This window comes from Plantibacter sp. MDV22-iso1 (assembly GCF_058408345.1).
Map to the genome: position 1 here is coordinate 622306 of NZ_JBZVDY010000001.1, position 15429 is coordinate 637734.

Annotated in this window: 15 protein-coding genes; 9 read left to right on the forward strand and 6 right to left on the reverse strand. The window is 67.8% G+C overall.

Going from position 1 to position 15429, the window contains the following annotated elements; genetic code table 11:
• Positions 1-261 (reverse strand): hypothetical protein (locus AC4PMY_RS02930; protein WP_491621953.1); only part of this gene is annotated, 261 nt, incomplete at its 3' end.
• Positions 262-390: 129 nt separating this feature from the next.
• Here AC4PMY_RS02930 and AC4PMY_RS02935 point away from each other — a divergent pair.
• The 3 genes from AC4PMY_RS02935 (at position 391) to AC4PMY_RS02945 (ending at position 3052) form a co-directional block, all read left to right on the forward strand.
• Positions 391-1737, forward strand: coding sequence for an MFS transporter (locus AC4PMY_RS02935; RefSeq protein WP_491621954.1), 1347 nt, complete (start codon positions 391-393; stop codon positions 1735-1737).
• A gap of 72 nt (positions 1738-1809) precedes the next feature.
• Positions 1810-2775, forward strand: a complete 966-nt coding sequence (locus AC4PMY_RS02940; protein ID WP_491621955.1) for an aldose 1-epimerase family protein — start codon at positions 1810-1812, stop codon at positions 2773-2775.
• Between the two features lie 25 nt (positions 2776-2800).
• Positions 2801-3052, forward strand: a complete 252-nt coding sequence (locus tag AC4PMY_RS02945; protein WP_079001938.1) for a response regulator — start codon at positions 2801-2803, stop codon at positions 3050-3052.
• Between the two features lie 62 nt (positions 3053-3114).
• Here AC4PMY_RS02945 and AC4PMY_RS02950 read toward each other — a convergent pair whose 3' ends face one another.
• Complete coding sequence (locus tag AC4PMY_RS02950) at positions 3115-4575, reverse strand: serine hydrolase domain-containing protein (RefSeq protein WP_491621956.1); 1461 nt, start codon at positions 4573-4575, stop codon at positions 3115-3117.
• 229 nt (positions 4576-4804) lie between these two features.
• Here AC4PMY_RS02950 and AC4PMY_RS02955 point away from each other — a divergent pair, with 229 nt between their 5' ends.
• Positions 4805-6268 carry an MFS transporter gene (locus AC4PMY_RS02955; RefSeq protein WP_491621957.1) on the forward strand — a complete coding sequence of 488 codons (1464 nt, stop codon included), beginning with the start codon at positions 4805-4807 and terminating at the stop codon, positions 6266-6268.
• Positions 6269-6281: 13 nt separating this feature from the next.
• Here AC4PMY_RS02955 and AC4PMY_RS02960 read toward each other — a convergent pair whose 3' ends face one another.
• The 4 genes from AC4PMY_RS02960 to AC4PMY_RS02975 all read right to left on the reverse strand — a co-directional run bounded on the left by AC4PMY_RS02960 (position 6282) and on the right by AC4PMY_RS02975 (position 11365).
• Positions 6282-6944, reverse strand: coding sequence for a MurR/RpiR family transcriptional regulator (locus AC4PMY_RS02960; protein ID WP_491621958.1), 663 nt, complete (start codon positions 6942-6944; stop codon positions 6282-6284).
• 185 nt (positions 6945-7129) lie between these two features.
• Positions 7130-8305, reverse strand: coding sequence for a mechanosensitive ion channel family protein (locus AC4PMY_RS02965; RefSeq protein ID WP_071261262.1), 1176 nt, complete (start codon positions 8303-8305; stop codon positions 7130-7132).
• A gap of 336 nt (positions 8306-8641) precedes the next feature.
• Positions 8642-9913: an HNH endonuclease signature motif containing protein gene (locus tag AC4PMY_RS02970; protein WP_491621959.1), complete on the reverse strand. Its 1272-nt coding sequence runs from the start codon at positions 9911-9913 to the stop codon at positions 8642-8644.
• 276 nt (positions 9914-10189) lie between these two features.
• Positions 10190-11365, reverse strand: coding sequence for a N(5)-(carboxyethyl)ornithine synthase (locus AC4PMY_RS02975; protein WP_491621960.1), 1176 nt, complete (start codon positions 11363-11365; stop codon positions 10190-10192).
• Between the two features lie 346 nt (positions 11366-11711).
• Here AC4PMY_RS02975 and AC4PMY_RS02980 point away from each other — a divergent pair, with 346 nt between their 5' ends.
• The 5 genes from AC4PMY_RS02980 (at position 11712) to AC4PMY_RS03000 (ending at position 15351) form a co-directional block, all read left to right on the forward strand.
• On the forward strand, positions 11712-11918 hold the full coding sequence (locus AC4PMY_RS02980) for a hypothetical protein (RefSeq protein ID WP_491621961.1): 207 nt from the start codon (positions 11712-11714) through the stop codon (positions 11916-11918).
• Between the two features lie 181 nt (positions 11919-12099).
• Positions 12100-12945, forward strand: a complete 846-nt coding sequence (locus tag AC4PMY_RS02985) for a hypothetical protein (RefSeq protein WP_491621962.1) — start codon at positions 12100-12102, stop codon at positions 12943-12945.
• A gap of 46 nt (positions 12946-12991) precedes the next feature.
• On the forward strand, positions 12992-13582 hold the full coding sequence (locus AC4PMY_RS02990; RefSeq protein ID WP_491621963.1) for a hypothetical protein: 591 nt from the start codon (positions 12992-12994) through the stop codon (positions 13580-13582).
• Positions 13583-13586: 4 nt separating this feature from the next.
• On the forward strand, positions 13587-14660 hold the full coding sequence (locus tag AC4PMY_RS02995; RefSeq protein ID WP_491621964.1) for an ImmA/IrrE family metallo-endopeptidase: 1074 nt from the start codon (positions 13587-13589) through the stop codon (positions 14658-14660).
• 7 nt (positions 14661-14667) lie between these two features.
• A complete protein-coding gene (locus AC4PMY_RS03000) occupies positions 14668-15351 on the forward strand; it encodes a DCL family protein (protein WP_491621965.1) in 684 nt (227 codons plus the stop codon).
• Positions 15352-15429 lie beyond the last annotated feature (78 nt).

Sequence of the window (15429 nt, forward strand, 5' to 3'; positions counted from 1 at the left end):
CTGGTACGGGTTCTGCTGCCCGCCATACGGGTTCTGCTGGTACGGGTTCTGCTGCCCGCCATACGGGTTCTGCTGGTACGGGTTCTGCTGCTGGCCGTACGGGTTCTGCTGCTGCGATCCCTGCCCGTACGGCGGCTGCTGTGGTCGCCCGCCGTATGGCTGCTGCTGCTGACCATACGGCTGCTGCGGCTGCTGACCCGTCGGCCACTGCGGCGGGCGGCCGTCAGGCTGCTGCGGGTCGGGAGGCGGTGCATCGGTCACGGGAGTGGCCTTTCGACGGAACGGCGGGCGGAGCGGGTGAACTGCCCGGCCGCGCGCCTGCAGTTCGTGCCGTCAGCCTATCTGCGACGGACCGACGCCGGTGGGCACATCCTGCACCAGAATGGTGACGTGTCCACCGCCCCCACCACACCCCGCACCCGCAGCGAGCGCCTCGACGCGCTCCCGTTCACCAAGGCCCACGGGCGACTGCTCGTCGGTTCCGGCGTCGGCTGGGCCCTCGACGCCATGGACGTCGGACTCGTGTCCTTCGTGCTCGCCCAGCTCGCCGTCCAGTGGCAGCTCGGCAACACCGAGCTCTCCTGGATCGCCTCAGCCGGGTTCCTCGGCATGGCCATCGGTGCGACGCTCGGCGGTCTGCTCGCCGACCGGGTCGGTCGACGCCACGTCTTCGCGATCACCCTGCTCGTGTTCGGCATCGCGACGGGCGCGTCGGCCCTCGCCTGGGGACTCGGCGTGCTCATCGTGCTGCGGTTCATCGTCGGCCTCGGACTCGGCGCCGAGCTGCCCGTCGCCTCGACCCTCATGAGCGAGTTCGCCCCGCCACGGATCCGCGGGCGGATCATCGTGTTCCTCGAGGCGTTCTGGGCCGTCGGGTGGATCGCCGCCGCCCTCATCGGCTACCTGGTCGTGCCGACGAGCGACGACGGGTGGCGCTGGGCGCTCGCCATCGGTGCATTGCCCGCGGTCTACGCGGCCATCGTGCGGACGCGTCTCCCGGAGTCGGTGCGCTTCCTCGAGTCGCGTGGGCGCCACCGCGAGGCAGAAGCGGTCGTCCGCGAGTTCGAGGCATCGGCCGGCGTCGCCCACCCGGAGACCGCTGATGAGACCACCACCGACACCCCTGTCAGCACCGGCCCCTCCGCCGGCGAGCGCCTCCGTGGACTGTGGGTGGCCACGCACCGCCGCGACACCGGTTCGCTCTGGATCGTGTGGTTCTGCGTCAACTTCTCCTACTACGGCGCGTTCATCTGGATCCCGACGATCCTCGTCGACTCCGGGTTCTCCCTCGTCCGGTCCTTCGGTTTCACCCTGATCATCACCCTCGCCCAGATCCCGGGCTACGCCGTCTCGGCGTGGTTGATCGAGGCCTGGGGCCGGAAGCAGACCCTCGCGACCTTCCTGGCGGGCTCCGCGGTGTCGGCGGTCCTGTTCGGCACGGCGACGACCGAACCGATGATCATCGTGTTCGGCATGTGTCTGTCCTTCTGCAACCTCGGCGCCTGGGGCGCCCTGTACGCGACGACCCCGGAGCTGTATCCGACGGCGCTCCGTGCGACCGGGGCCGGGTGGGCCGCCGGTATCGGCCGCATCGCCTCGATCATCGCCCCGCTGTCGGTTCCGGTGCTCCTCCTCGCAGGACAGGCCCTGCTCTTCTCCGTGTTCGCCGCCTTCTTCGTCGTCGCCGCGGTCGCCGCACTGTTCCTCTCGGACATGCGCGGCCGCCCGCTCGACTGAGCCGCGTCCCACCGCCCGACCCGCACCGCCAGTCGGCCGGGTCGGTCGGCTTCGATGCGACAGAATGGGGCCGTGACCGAATCCACCAGCGCCGTGTCCCCGTCCGCCTCCGTCGACCGACGTCCGATCTCGGGACGACGGGTCGATCTCGAGCACGGTGCGTACACCGCGTCGATCGCCTCGGTCGGCGCCTCGCTGCGGTTCCTGCGGCACGACGGCCGAGACCTCGTGGTCCCGTTCGACGCCGAGGAGGTCCGTCCGGCGTTCCGCGGTGCGATGCTCGCCCCGTGGCCCAACCGCGTCGTCGACGGCCGGTACACCTTCGCGGGGATCGACCACCAGCTCGCACTCACGGAACCCGCTCGCGGCCACGCCCTCCACGGGCTCGCCGCCTGGTCGGAGTGGGACCTCGTGTCGTCGAGCGCCGCGTCGGCTGCGTTCCGCGTGGTCATCGAGGCGCAGGAGGGCTATCCGTTCCGTGTCCAGGTCACCGCGACCCACACGCTCGACGACGACGGACTCCACACCGACGTCGAGGCGCTGAACCTCGGTGACGTCGACGCGCCCTACGGCACCGGACCGCACCCGTACCTCGTCGCGGGTGAGGGCCACGTCGACGACTGGACGCTCGAACTGCCCGCCGCCGAGGTGCTCACCGTCACACCGGACCGGCTCATCCCGGTCTCGCTGGAGCGGGTCGACACGGAGGCGACGGAGCACTTCGACTTCCGCGCGCCCCGGGTCATCGGCGACACCTTCATCGACCACGCGTACACGGCGCTCGATCGCGACGTCGACGGCCGGGTCACGGTGCGGGTGACGACGCCCTCCGGCAGCGGCGTCGCCATGCACTGGGGTGACGGTCTGCCCTGGGTCCAGGTGCACACGGCCGATCAGCCCGTCGCGGAGCTCAACCGACTGGGGCTCGCCGTCGAACCGATGACCTGCCCACCCGACGCCTTCTCGACCGGGACCGACCTCGTCGTCCTGGCTCCCAATACACCACACCGGGTGTCCTGGACCATCGCAGCACTCTGACAGTCGTCGGGGCTAGGCTGGCGACATGTCACAGACTCTTGCGAAACTCACCGGCGGCCCGCTCGACAGCGAGATCATCCCGCTCGAAGACGGTCAGGACGGCGAGCTCGTCCTGCCCTACGGCGAAGGCCAGCTCATCTACCGTCCCGTCGGCGAAGCGACGAACACCGGCGACCACGACGGCCCGACGACGACCGACTACGAGTACGTCGAGTCGACGGAGGACATCTCCCCGACGAACCGCAACGGCAACGGTGACGACGACTCGATCGGCTGAACCGAACCACCCTGTTCCACCTGAACGCCGGTAGTTGAGCCTCAGCTGCCGGCGTTCGGCGTTCACTCGCCCTGGTCGTCGACCGTCACCGTGAAGGTCTGGACCCGGAGCGGGAGCACGGGTGTCATCCGGACCTCCAGGCGGAGGCGGCCCTCCGTCCCCTCGACGAACCAGACCAGGTGGTCCGGCGAATCGCAGATCGGCGTCGCACGTCCCGAAGCCACCTCGGCGATGCCACCGACGGCGGTGACAGCGGCGTCGACCGCCTCGCGTCGCTCGTCCAGCGGTCGGTCGAGGGCGACGTTCTCGGCGAACAGCGACGCGGCGACGCGGTCGTCCCAATGCGACAGCAGCCCGGTCGCGGTCATGGACGCCACGAGGGTCTCCGGCCAGGGGCGGATCGCCGGTTCCAGCAGCTCGCCGGAGGCCTGGGCTCCCGCGATCGCCAGCCGCAAGGCCTGTTCGGCGGGCTTCGCCACGGCCGCGTAGCCGGCGTTCTCGAAGGCGACGACGCCGAACCCCGATGTCGGGTGCCACCGCATGTGGGCACTGTAGCCGGGGTAGCCGCCCGAGTGCGAGACGAGCGTCCCGAGGTCGGCGTCCTCCTCGACGAAGAGGCCGAAACCGTAGCCGAGCGCCAGTCTCGGCGGCACGCCGTCGAGGGTGGGCCGCGACGGAGCCAGCCGGTGCAGCTGCTGCATCTCGCGGCGGCTGGCGCTCGACAGCGGTCCGGTCTCGTCCCCGGTCCACGCGCCGTCGAGCCAGCGTCCCCATCCGATCAGGGTGGAGGCCGAGGCGAAGAGCCCGCCGATCGAGGAGAAGACCCCGGGCCCGGAGAACGGGACCTCGACGAATCGGCCGTCTTCATCGACGGCCCGTTCGCGGCGGACACGATGACCGGTCGCCGTGACCACCCCGTCGCCCTCGGGTCGCTCGAACACGGCGCCGAGCCCGAGCGGCTCCAGCAGGAGTGAGGTCACCGCGTCGATGTAGGAGCCACCGGTCACACGCTCGATGACCTGCCCGAGCAACGCGTAGCCGAGGTTCGAGTAGGAGAAGGCCGTCCCGGGCGTCGTGACGCATCGGACGCCGCGCACGAGCAGCCGCCGGAACTCGTCCACGGTGATCGACTCCTGGCGGTCACCCCACGGATCGTCCGTTCCGAGCCCACCCGACATCGTCAGGAGCATCCGTACGGTCGGACGGACGGCGATGCCGTCAGGGAGCACCGGCGCGAACTCCGGCACGAACCCGTCCACTGGCGCGTCCAGGTCGAGGCGGCCGGCGTCGCGGAGGATGAGGAGCACGGCGGCGGTGAAGCTCTTCGTGCAGGAGGCGATGCGGAACAGCGTGTCGGCGTCGGGCACCGGACCGCCCACGGTGACTCCGCCGAACCCCTGCTCGAACCGGACCCGCTCGCGGTCGAACACGGCGACGTAGGATCCCGGGGCGACGCCGGAGGTGATCCGGTCCTGGAAGACCCGCGTGATGTCCGTCTCGGTGCTGTCCTCGACCAGGTGCATGCCGCCTCCTCCTCGACGGCCCTCGGCAGCCGTCCGCGATCTCGTCGCGCTTCGAGCGTACGACCATTCCGCGCCACCGGGCGCCATCGCACGGGGTGCCGGGCGTAGGGTGCTCCTCCGCCAGGACGAAGTCAAGGGGCACCGATCGGCGACGTCCGATGCCCGCCGCGGGAGTAGCGTCATCTCCCGGATCGACCGTCGACGGGACGGCCGTGGAAGGAGTCATTCCATGTCGAACACGTCGACCTCCGGGCAGCCGGCCCCGGTGCGGAGCCTCGTCCCTGCCAGGATGGACCGACTGCCGTGGACCCGGTTCCACTGGATGATCGTCGTCGGTCTCGGCTTCTCGTGGGTGCTCGACGGCCTCGAGATCCAGATCGTCGCCTCCGCCGGATTCCAGAAGTCGTTGGGGCTGTCGGCGGCGGACGTCGGCCTCCTCGGGACGATCTACCTGCTCGGCCAGGTGACGGGAGCGCTCGTCTTCGGCCGCATGGCGGACCGCCTCGGCCGCAAGAAGCTCTTCATCCTGACCCTCGCGATCTACCTCGTCGCGAGTGGCATCGCCGGCCTGTCCCCCACGTTCTGGTTCCTCGCCATCTTCCGGTTCTTCGCCGGCATGGGCATCGGCGGCGAGTACGCGGCGATCAACTCGGCCATCGACGAGCTCATCCCGTCCAAGTACCGCGGACACGTCGACATCGCCATCAACGGCACCTACTGGGGCGGCGCCGCCCTCGGATCGGCCGCGAACCTCTTCCTGCTGAACACCGACTACTTCGCGGAGGACGTCGGCTGGCGCATCGGGTTCTTCATCGGGCCGGTCCTCGGCCTCGCCATCATCTTCCTGCGACGCCACATCCCCGAGAGTCCGCGGTGGCTCATGACGCACGGTCGGGAACAGGAGGCCGAGGCCACGGTCGACGACATCGAGGCGACCGTCCGCAGGCAGGGTGGGACGATCGAGCCGGTCGACGAGTCGAAGGCGCTCACGGTGCAGGCTCAGGGCCACATCCCGATCCGGACCATCTTCGGCGTCCTCTTCTCGAAGTACCCGAAGCGCACCTTCGTCGGCCTCGCGATGATGATCACGCAGTCGTTCCTGTACAACGCGATCTTCTTCACCTACGCGCTCGTGCTGCAGAACTTCTACGGCACGAGCCCCTCGTCGACGCAGTACTACTTCTTCCCCTTCGCGATCGGCAACCTGCTCGGCCCGCTCCTCCTCGGCAGGCTGTTCGACACCTGGGGTCGTCGCCAGATGATCTTCCTCACCTACGGGGTCTCGGGGGCGGTCCTGGCCGTGTCTGCGGTGCTCTTCAACGCCGGTGCGCTCGACGCGACGACGCAGACGATCTTCTGGTGCGTCTCGTTCTTCTTCGCCTCCGCCGGCGCGTCCAGCGCCTACCTGACCGTGAGCGAGATCTTCCCGCTCGAGCTCCGCAGCCAGGTGATCGGCTATTTCTTCGCCATCGGACAGATCGCGGGTTCGGTCGCGCCCCTGCTGTACGGGATCCTGATCGGCGACGGCACCGACCGCGGGCCGCTCACCGTGGGCTACTTCGTCGGCGCCGGCGTGATGATCCTCGGCGGGTTGATCGCCCTCATCTTCGGGGTCGACGCCGCGCGGAAGTCCCTCGAGGACATCACGGAACCCTTGTCGATCGTGCGCGAGGGGAAGGGTTCGGGAAGCTGAGCCCGGTCCGCGCTCAGTCTTCGTCGGAGACGTAGACCCCGAGCGTCTCGGCGAGGCGCTCCCGCTCCACCGCCCGTCGGCCGGCGCCCTTGGCGCTGGCCGTCGTGAGCGTGGCGAGGACGTGCAGGGTGAGCGCGATCCCGATCGAGGAACTCGGGTGCCCGTCCTCGGCACGGCCGAGCACGATCGTCTCGTCGGCGTACGGGGTCAGCGGGGCGTCCGGCGCGTCGGTGATGAGTACGAGACTGCCTCCCGCCTCGGCGAACGGGACGACGGAGTCGATCGTGTACTTCCGGTACCGCTGCAGTGACACGGCGATCATGACGTCACTCGTCCGCACGTCGCTGAGGACGTCGAGGGGACGCACGATGGTGCCGTCGATGAGTGTGACGTTCGCGAGGCCGTAACTGAGGTCCGCGGCGAGGAGCGACGCGTAGGTGAACGACTTCGACGCCCCGATGAGGAAGCGTCGCCGGGCGGAGACGATGAGGGCCGCTGCGCGTTCGAGGGCGCCGTCCGTCTTCGCCGAGGCGAGGGACTCCTCGAACTGCTTGCGTTCCTGCTCGAGGAGTCGGTGCTTCAGAACGGACGCGGAGCGTCGTTCGAGACGCTGCTCCGGGCGTTCGCCGGGGACGGCGGTGTCCTCATCGGTGAGGAAGAGGGTGTCGTCGTTCACGCGCGGTCTCCTTCGCATGCCGTCGCCGGGGTTCGGGCCGGCGCCGTCCGTTCACGTCGGCAGCAGCGCCGACGGCCCGCCGGCAGGTCACCCGGCGAGGTTCCCTTGATGGTAGCGATGGGAAGCGCATACAGGATCGCCGGAACGACAACGATTCGGTGCACACGCGTCCGGCCGCGCGACGGTCAGCGTTCGGGTTCGTCGTCCAGGTCGGGCAGGGTGATCGACGACGTGAAGAGGCTCGCGCGCTGTTCGGCCTCGGCACTGCCGCTGAACAGCCCGACCGGCTCGGTCACCGGACCGCCGCGCTTCGGCTCCGGACGAGGCTCCTGCTCGACCATCTGCACCCGGTTGCGCGGGATCGCCGACGGGTTCTGCGCCAGGATCCACTCGACCATCTGCTCGCGCACGAGGCACCGGAGGTCGAAGAGGGTCGGTGCGTCCACCGCGGTGACGAGGATGCGGATGCGCACGTAGCCGCCGACGGCGTCCGTGACCTGCAGCACCTGCGCCCGGCCGTCCCAGAGGTCGGTGCGGTCGAGGATGCGCTCCAGCTCGGTCCGCATGACCGCGGGGCTCACCCACCAGTCGAGGTCGAACTCGACCGATCCGAGCAGCTCGCTCGTGTTCCGCGTCCAGTTCTGGAAGGGCGTGGAGGTGAAATAGGTGGAGGGGAGCACCATGCGGCGGTCGTCCCAGATGCCGACGACGACGTAGGTGAGGGTGATCTCCTCGATCCGGCCCCACTCCCCCTCGACGATGACGACGTCGTCGACGCGGATCGCGTCACTGAAGGCGAGCTGGATCCCGGCGAAGACGTTCCCGAGGACGGATTGCGCGGCGAGGCCGGCGACGATGCTCACGACACCGGCGGAGGCCAGCACGCTCGCTCCGACGCCCTGGACGCCGGGGAACGTCAGGAGGATCGAGGCGACACCCACGATGACGACGACCGCGATCGCCAAGCGACGGACGAGCGCGAGCTGCGTCTGCATGCGGCGGGCGACCTTGTTGTTCGGGACGTCGATGCGGTACCGCGCCTGACCGAGCCCGATGACGAAGGCGAGCAGTGCGGCGACCAGCCATGTGGCCGCGGCGATGACCGCGATCCGGAAGGTCTGGTCGATGAACCCACGGGCGGTCTCATCGGGAAGCGTCGCCGCAACCGCGGGCCACACGGCGACCAGGATCACGAGGGCCCGGAAGGGGTGACGGGCACTCCCGGCGAGCGCTCCCGGCCACTCGCTCCGTCGCGCCGCCATCCGGAAGGAGACCGACACGATCACGATGACGACGAGCGCTGCGATCAGCGCTATCCCGGCCGCTGCGGCGACACCCCACCAGCTCTGCCAAACGAACATCCATGCCTCCTCGAGTCGGTCGTGCACCATGTGTTCCTCCGCCGACCGATGCCGTACGGCGCAAGCGTCCAGCGTAGGGGCGGGTGCATGCCGGGCTCGACCGCTTGCGCGGCCTGCCACGAACCTCTCAGGCCGTGCAGCCACTCGGGAGTGCCACGCCCGAGCGCCCTTCGACAGGCTCACGGGCCCGGAACACCCAGGCACGCCTCGCCCGGTCGCTGAGCCGGCGCGACCCGGCTGCCCTTCGACAAGCTCAGGGACCAGAGCCTTCCGGACTCACCCACACCCGGTCACTGAGCCTGTCGAAGTGCGGCGCAGCTCAGGGACCGGCGGGGGTCAGAACGGTGCGGGGTCCGGTTCCGTCCGGTACTGCTTGCCGTCAGGTGTCGTCCACTCGAGGACCCCACCCGGTCCGTGGTCGAGGTTCCACCCGGGGAGGTGCTTCAGGCGGTGGTGATGTCGACACAGGAACGCGAGGTTCCCCACATCTGTCGTGCCTCCGTGTTCCCAGGCGACGGAATGATCGAGTTCGCAAGCCCGGGCCCGTCTCCCGCAGCCAGGTGCCCGACAAGTGCCGTCCCGCAACCGCACTGCCCGTTGGAGGTCGGCCGGAACGCGGTATTGATGCCGCCCGACGGACAGAACCGCACCCGTTTCCGGCTGGACCAGGATCCGGGTGAAGCTCGGAGCGTTCACCGCGATGCGTGCGGCGGTCTCGGGGTCGATGGGCCCGTAGCCGTCGAGGGTGGCCGGGGCGTCTGAGACACCGGCCATGCTCAGTGCCGGGACCGTGATCTGCACGGTCGGCTTGATGTGCTCCTGGACCTCGATCGGGTGCGGGAGCACCGGGCTCGACATGACGTCGTCCGGTGTGACGCCGGTGAGCGCGAGCGCCGCGAGTGCGTCGGCCTGCAATTGTGCGCAGGTGCGGATGTCGCCCGCTTGGCGTGACTCGGCGGCGGCCGCCTCAATCCGCTCGACGATGCCCTGCGCGATCGGGGCCGTGGTGAAGAGATGCACCCAGGCCATACCATCCGCTGCGGGTTCGAACTCGACGCGGCGGTCGGCCTCGGAGCGGATCGCTCGGGCGGTGATGGACTCGGGGTGGAGTCGTTCGCGCAGGACGCGGGCGCGCCTGCGGAGGTTCGCGTTCGTGGACTCCTCCGCGACCGGTAAGACTTCCGAGAGGAACACCGCCCGCCCTTCGATCGGGACATCACTGAGTTGGTCGATGATCGTCTGCGCGTGCCGCGCCGAGATACGACCGGCCTCAAGGGAGGCAAGCACGGCCGGCGCTTCGTTCACCAGGCGCTCGGCGTCGTTCGTCGCACGCTGCACGATCCGCTCAGGGGTGCGGGTCGCCATCGCGAGGGCCGCGCAGGTGGAGCGGCGCGAGAGCGCCAGGCGCTCGGCCGGAGGGAAGGCCGTCGGGATGACCGAGTCGGCGTAGGCGTCCGCGTAGGCCGCTGAGCGGGCGAGGAGCCGGGCCTCTTCAGCGTCCAGGTTGGAGCGACGCCGCTGGATGTCCGCGTAATGGTCCGAGAACTCCGCGAGCTGCGCGGCGTACTCGTCGCCGACGCGGGTCGCGGTGAGGGTGGTCTCGGTCATGGGACAAGTCCACCATGGACCACTGACATTCCAGATGCCGAGTGAGGGTGAGTGTGGAAGTTGTTCGTGTGCCCTTCGACAGGCTCAGGGACCGGAAGGGGTCCCTCAGTGACCGGGGAACGATTGCTCGAGGACCCGAGGGTTCCGGGCGGACCACCCCCGGTCACTGAGCCTGTCGAAGTGCCCGCGAGAGGCCTCCCGGGCGCGGTGCCTCCGTCAGTGGTTCACCGAGAGGCCCGCCGCGGCCCGCTGCTTGAACGGTCGGCCGAGAACCGATCAGCCCGGGAGGACCTCGTGCGGGTACTCGGCCGAACGGTGCTGGAACTCGGTGATCGCAGGGTTGCGGATGACGCCGTTCTGGATCTCGACGGCCCGCTGGACGGTCAGGCTGTCGACCCAGGCGGCCGGGCCGGCCAGGACGGTGGGCAGGAACGGCAGCAACGCCTCACTGTTCTCCCAACTGGACGAGTTCCACAGCAGCGAGGGGCTGTGGTCGACCGCGTAGTAGTTGATCTCCCCGGGCCCGACGGTGAACATCGGGTCGTCGAACCCGGTGGTACGCGCCCATTCGAACGCCATCCCCTCGTCGCAGGAGACGTCCACGATGAGGCTCCCGGGCCGGAACGCGCCGAGGTCGTCCTCACGGAGATAGAGCAGTGGTGCGTTCGGGTCCTGCAGCGTGCAGTTGACGACGATGTCGCTCTCGGCCAGGAAGGGCGCGAGTGGTACGCGACCCTCGTCGGTGATGACCTCGCTCAGGTACGGGCCGTCATCGTGGTCGAACTGGATCATGCGGGCGGAGTGGATGGGCGCCGCGACCGCCGCGACCCGGCGGTTGGTGAGCACGCGCACGTCGTGGATCCCGTGGGCGTTGAGCGCGGTCACCGCACCTCGGGCGGTCGCGCCGAAGCCGATGACCACAGCGGTCAGGCGACGGCCGTAGCTGCCGGTGGAGCCGCAGAGTTCCAACGCGTGGATCACCGAGCTGTAGCCGGCGAGTTCGTTGTTCTTGTGGAAGACGTGCAAGCCGAAGCTGCCGTCGGCGGCCCAGTGGTTCATCGCCTCGAAGGCGATCAGCGTGAGCCGTTTGTCGATCGCGAGCTGCGTCAGCGCGGTGTCCTGGACGCAGTGCGGCCAGCCCCAGAGTGTCTGCCCGTCGCGGAGCTCCTGGACATCCTCGAGCTGCGGTTTCGGCAGGAGGACGACGTCGGCCTGCGCGATGACCTCGGCGCGTGTCGCGAACGAGCGGACGTAGGGCGCGATCTCCTCGTCGGAGACACCGAACCGGGCACCGTAGCCGTGCTCCACGACGATCCGAGACCGGAACTCCTCCGGGATGCGCTCGAAGTGCGCCGGGTGGATCGGCACGCGTCGTTCGTCGGGCTTCAGCGAAGTGCCGATCACCCCGAGGACGGCATCGTGCTGCACGGTCGGTTCGGATGGTGCTGGCATGACTGCTCGTCCCGTTCACGGGAACCGAAGCGGCGCCGTGCCCCTGACCGTACAGGACGCGGGGCGGATCCCCTGAGGAGATCCCGACACGATTTACCTCTCACTCTCAGCCCGTTGGAAGCTCCGAATGGCGCGGTTCAGTGCTGCAATGCCTCCCCACACAATCGCGAGAGCGACGAGCAGCCCGAGCACGATGAGCTGGTACGTCTGAGGATCGCGCCTACCCCACAGCATCACGGCCATGACTGCGAGCTCTCCCGACGCCACAATCTGCCAGGGATAGAGGGCACGGAGTCCGACGCACCACGCGGCATCGGACTCACCGACGCAGTGTCGACGCATCCCGTTGATCATCGACCGCGCACGGCAGATTACCGCCCAGCTCCTCGCCGCCGGCGTGCCCCTCACCGAAGCGATGTCCGTCGCGGCCCCCGTGTCGGCGCTCCTGAACTGGGAAGCGACGACCGGGCTCTACGCGAACCTGCTCGCGCGCGGCCGCCTCACCTCCGCCGAGGTCATCGCCCTCACCGAAGCCCTGGAGGCGCACCCGTGAGCAACCGAATCACCGGACCCGTCAACACGGGACCCATCGCGCCCGGCAGCAGCCGCGGGGACCGCCCCGCGAAGCCCTGCAAGCCGTCGTGCTGCAAGACCCCGCACGGCCACTCGACCGTGCGCGACAACATCCCGAGCTGGCACCGCGACGCGTGCCGCTGCCACCGAGAGGACGCCGCATGACGCTCGTCTGCATCACCAACGACATCCACGACCTGCGCCCGGGCACCATCAAGGGCGAGGACCACGCCAACTGCGACGGCTTCGAGTGGCGCTGGAACCGCGACGACCTCCGCCACGAGCGCGCCGCGGAGACGATCACATGGAATTTCGCCAGCCGGATGCACGAGCGCACCGACAAAGCCTGCACCGGCTGCATGCCCCGCCCGGCCGAGCACGGCATGCTGTGCTGGTCGTGCCGGAAGAAGGTCGAAGAGGCGCTGTCGATCGCGTACGACATGATGACTCACCTCCGGTCCATCGCTCGAGCGCAGCAGCAGGACACGTCCGGCGTCCGCACAGCGTCCAGCTGGGTCATCCCGGTCCCGAACACGTGGCGCATGGCCGACGAGCTCCTCATGCTCATCGGCGGACCCACCGAGGGGTTCCCGTCGACGGCCAACGTGTTCGAGGTCGACGCGATCACCGAGCGGTACCTCGACCAAATCGACCCCGACCTGTGGGTGGCGCGCGAGGCCGGCGCCGAGGATGCCGTCCGGTTCGCCCAGCTCATGCAGTCGGCCATGGCGCAGCACCCCATGGCCGAGTACGCCCACCGCATCACCAACATCCGATGCCCGAAGTGCGCCCTCCGCACACTCCTCTGGAAGCCGCCGCTCTCGTTCGAAGGCGAGATCTCGATCACCTGCCTGAACCCACGGTGTACCTCGTCTTCAATCACTCAAACGGACTACGAAGCGCTGTCCTCGGCGGCCGCGTCGGCTAGAACAGCACCCGCTGCGTCGGATCGAGAGCAACGGAGGCCGCGTGACCTTCTCACTGCGGAACCAAGCGAGCGTGATTAAATTCCGAATAGTTGACAGCCGAGAATTTATACCCGATACTGGGGTCATGCTCGAAGATATCCTGGCCCTCCCCGATGCGGAAGCCATCCTCGCGCCCCACCTCGATGCGATCCGGGAGGCCGTCACGCAGGGATGGTCTGACTGGCATGAAGCTGTACGTCAAGCACCGAAGCTGGCGTCGTCGAGACCCACCACGCGCGCCAATTTTGTCTACGATCGCATCACTCTGTACGCCGAGGCCTACTTTGACGCGCAGGGTGTACCGACCGAGCGGAAGAGTCAGTTGCTGACCGTCTCCTTAGATGACGGCCGAATCATCCTGCGTTTCAAGAAGTTCCGCGGACGCACCTTGAAAACCTCTGGCGTGCCAACCCAGCAGAGGCTCGAGTTCGAATACCAGCAAGTTGTACTGGACGGAACAGCGTCGACCTACGTTGTCGCCGGCTATCTTCCCGACGAGCTTGGCGACGGCCTCGATGTCGTTGCGCTCGCATGTACCTTTGGCGGCGACGTCCTCTGGAGGATCGACTTGGACGAGCACCTGTCTGCTACGGTCGCACCGGTACGAGCAGAATCGCCCGCCGGCCCCCCTGTCCGCAGCACCCGCCCGGCCGCACGTCAGGAAGACGAAGGATAGATCGATGAATCCGCAGATGCTCACCCTTCTGCGCGAGTCCCGGGGATACAGCGGCGCCCAACTGGCGAAGCTGTCTGGCATTCCACAGCCGACGCTCTCGAAAGTGGAGAACGGCCTGGCGGTGCTCGACCCGGCCAGACTCGAGCAGCTGGCAATCGCACTCGACTACCCTGTTGAGGCCTTTAGCTGGTCCGACCCGATCTACGGCTTCGGAAGCGCAGCCTTCTACCATCGGAAGCAGCAAGCGCTTCCGCAGACAACACTGAGGAAGATCCAAGCGCAGGTGAATCTCACTCGGATGCGCCTCGACAAACTGCTCCGTAGCATCGAGATTGGCACCCAGTACGTCGTGCCGTCCCTGGAAGTGGAGGAGCACGGCAGCCCGGCAGAGGTCGCGCGCGCTGTCAGAGCTCTATGGCGCATGCCCATGGGCCCGGTTCGCGACATGGCAGCAGCTCTGGAACTTGCCGGCATTATCGTGGTCAGAAGCAACCTCGAGTCGCCCAAGATTGCGGCGATCAGCCTGGACAACGTCGGCACCTATCCCGCACTGATCATTCTCAACACGGGCCTTCCAGCTGACCGCGAACGATTCACCCTGGCGCACGAACTCGGGCACCTCGTAATGCACTCAGTCCTTGTGACGACCGACGAAGCAGAACGCGAGGCGGATGCCTTCGCGGCGGAGTTCCTCATGCCGGGGGCCGAGATCCGCACCGAGTTGAAAGGCATCACGCTCGCTCGCGCGGCTCAACTCAAGGTCGTCTGGCGAGTGTCTATAAGCGCGCTCGTCCGCAGAGCCCGCGACCTCGGCGTCATCGATGAGACTCGATACCGAAGCTTGATGGTATCGATGTCACAGAAGGGCTGGCGGAAAGCCGAGCCCGTGGAAGTCTCACGCGATCATCCGACGGTCGTGTCATCGCTGATCGATGTCCACCTCGCCGACCACGGATACACATTCGACGAACTTGCCCAGGTCGTCGCACTGAACCGCGACGAGTTCACGATGCGCTTCGAGCCTCGCTCTGCGGCCAATGGTGACTCGCGCGGCAACCACCTACGAGCATTGAAATGAGTCGATGATGGCAATTCCCTTCGTGCTTCCCTCCAGGATCTTCAAGAGTCGAACTGCAGCCAAGAACTTCATCAGAGATGAAATACTTCATACCTACCCCGTGAGAATGCCCATCCCACCAGGAGCTCACGACCAGCTACTCAGGGAGGTGTTAGAGCTTCACTCCGACGCTGAAGAGAAGATGGGCCCCGGTGTCGATCACTTCTATGTCGAGGAAACGTGGAGACTGCCGGGGAAGGAGGCGGTGGGACGGAAGCAGCGTGCGATCATCGCAGTTCACACGGACGGTGACGAACGGGACTGGAGCTACCACCACGTGATCGACCAGCCCACCGTCGCCGCCAATGTGAAGAGCGCCCTAGCATTTGCTCTTGACGATGGAAGGCTGCGACGTCGCGATGCCGACTTCGCGAGTGGCCAGCCGCCGGTGCACTGCGCCCTGACCGGCGACGTGATCGAACAGAAGCACCAAGCGGACACTCGCCACCTCGACCCCTCGTGGGGCGAGCTGACTCAGCAGTTCGCTTCTGAACACGGCGGGTGGGAAGCGATCGAAACGCACAGCGGAAATGGGTTCATCTTCGTCGGTCGGGACGTTGAAGACGAAATGCTACGGAACGCCTGGCTCGATTTCTACGCAGCCAATGCGAATCCTGTCTATGTGAAGAACGAACTCCCTACGCGCCCATGAGGATCTGCTGCGCGAGACGAGAAGCGCACACCCGTCGGGCCATGAGCAGAAAAAGCATCTGTCACTCGTGAGCACGGA

What these genes read in the sequence shown, in the direction of transcription:
- AC4PMY_RS03000 (WP_491621965.1), top strand. Translation starts at nt 14,668, where the DNA reads ATGGCAATTCCCTTCGTGCTTCCCTCCAGGATCTTCAAGAGTCGAACT.
- AC4PMY_RS02950 (WP_491621956.1), bottom strand. Translation starts at nt 4,575, where the DNA reads ATGCACCTGGTCGAGGACAGCACCGAGACGGACATCACGCGGGTCTTC.
- AC4PMY_RS02955 (WP_491621957.1), top strand. Translation starts at nt 4,805, where the DNA reads ATGTCGAACACGTCGACCTCCGGGCAGCCGGCCCCGGTGCGGAGCCTC.
- AC4PMY_RS02985 (WP_491621962.1), top strand. Translation starts at nt 12,100, where the DNA reads ATGACGCTCGTCTGCATCACCAACGACATCCACGACCTGCGCCCGGGC.
- AC4PMY_RS02995 (WP_491621964.1), top strand. Translation starts at nt 13,587, where the DNA reads ATGAATCCGCAGATGCTCACCCTTCTGCGCGAGTCCCGGGGATACAGC.
- AC4PMY_RS02970 (WP_491621959.1), bottom strand. Translation starts at nt 9,913, where the DNA reads ATGACCGAGACCACCCTCACCGCGACCCGCGTCGGCGACGAGTACGCC.
- AC4PMY_RS02990 (WP_491621963.1), top strand. Translation starts at nt 12,992, where the DNA reads ATGCTCGAAGATATCCTGGCCCTCCCCGATGCGGAAGCCATCCTCGCG.
- AC4PMY_RS02975 (WP_491621960.1), bottom strand. Translation starts at nt 11,365, where the DNA reads ATGCCAGCACCATCCGAACCGACCGTGCAGCACGATGCCGTCCTCGGG.
- AC4PMY_RS02965 (WP_071261262.1), bottom strand. Translation starts at nt 8,305, where the DNA reads ATGTTCGTTTGGCAGAGCTGGTGGGGTGTCGCCGCAGCGGCCGGGATA.
- AC4PMY_RS02945 (WP_079001938.1), top strand. Translation starts at nt 2,801, where the DNA reads ATGTCACAGACTCTTGCGAAACTCACCGGCGGCCCGCTCGACAGCGAG.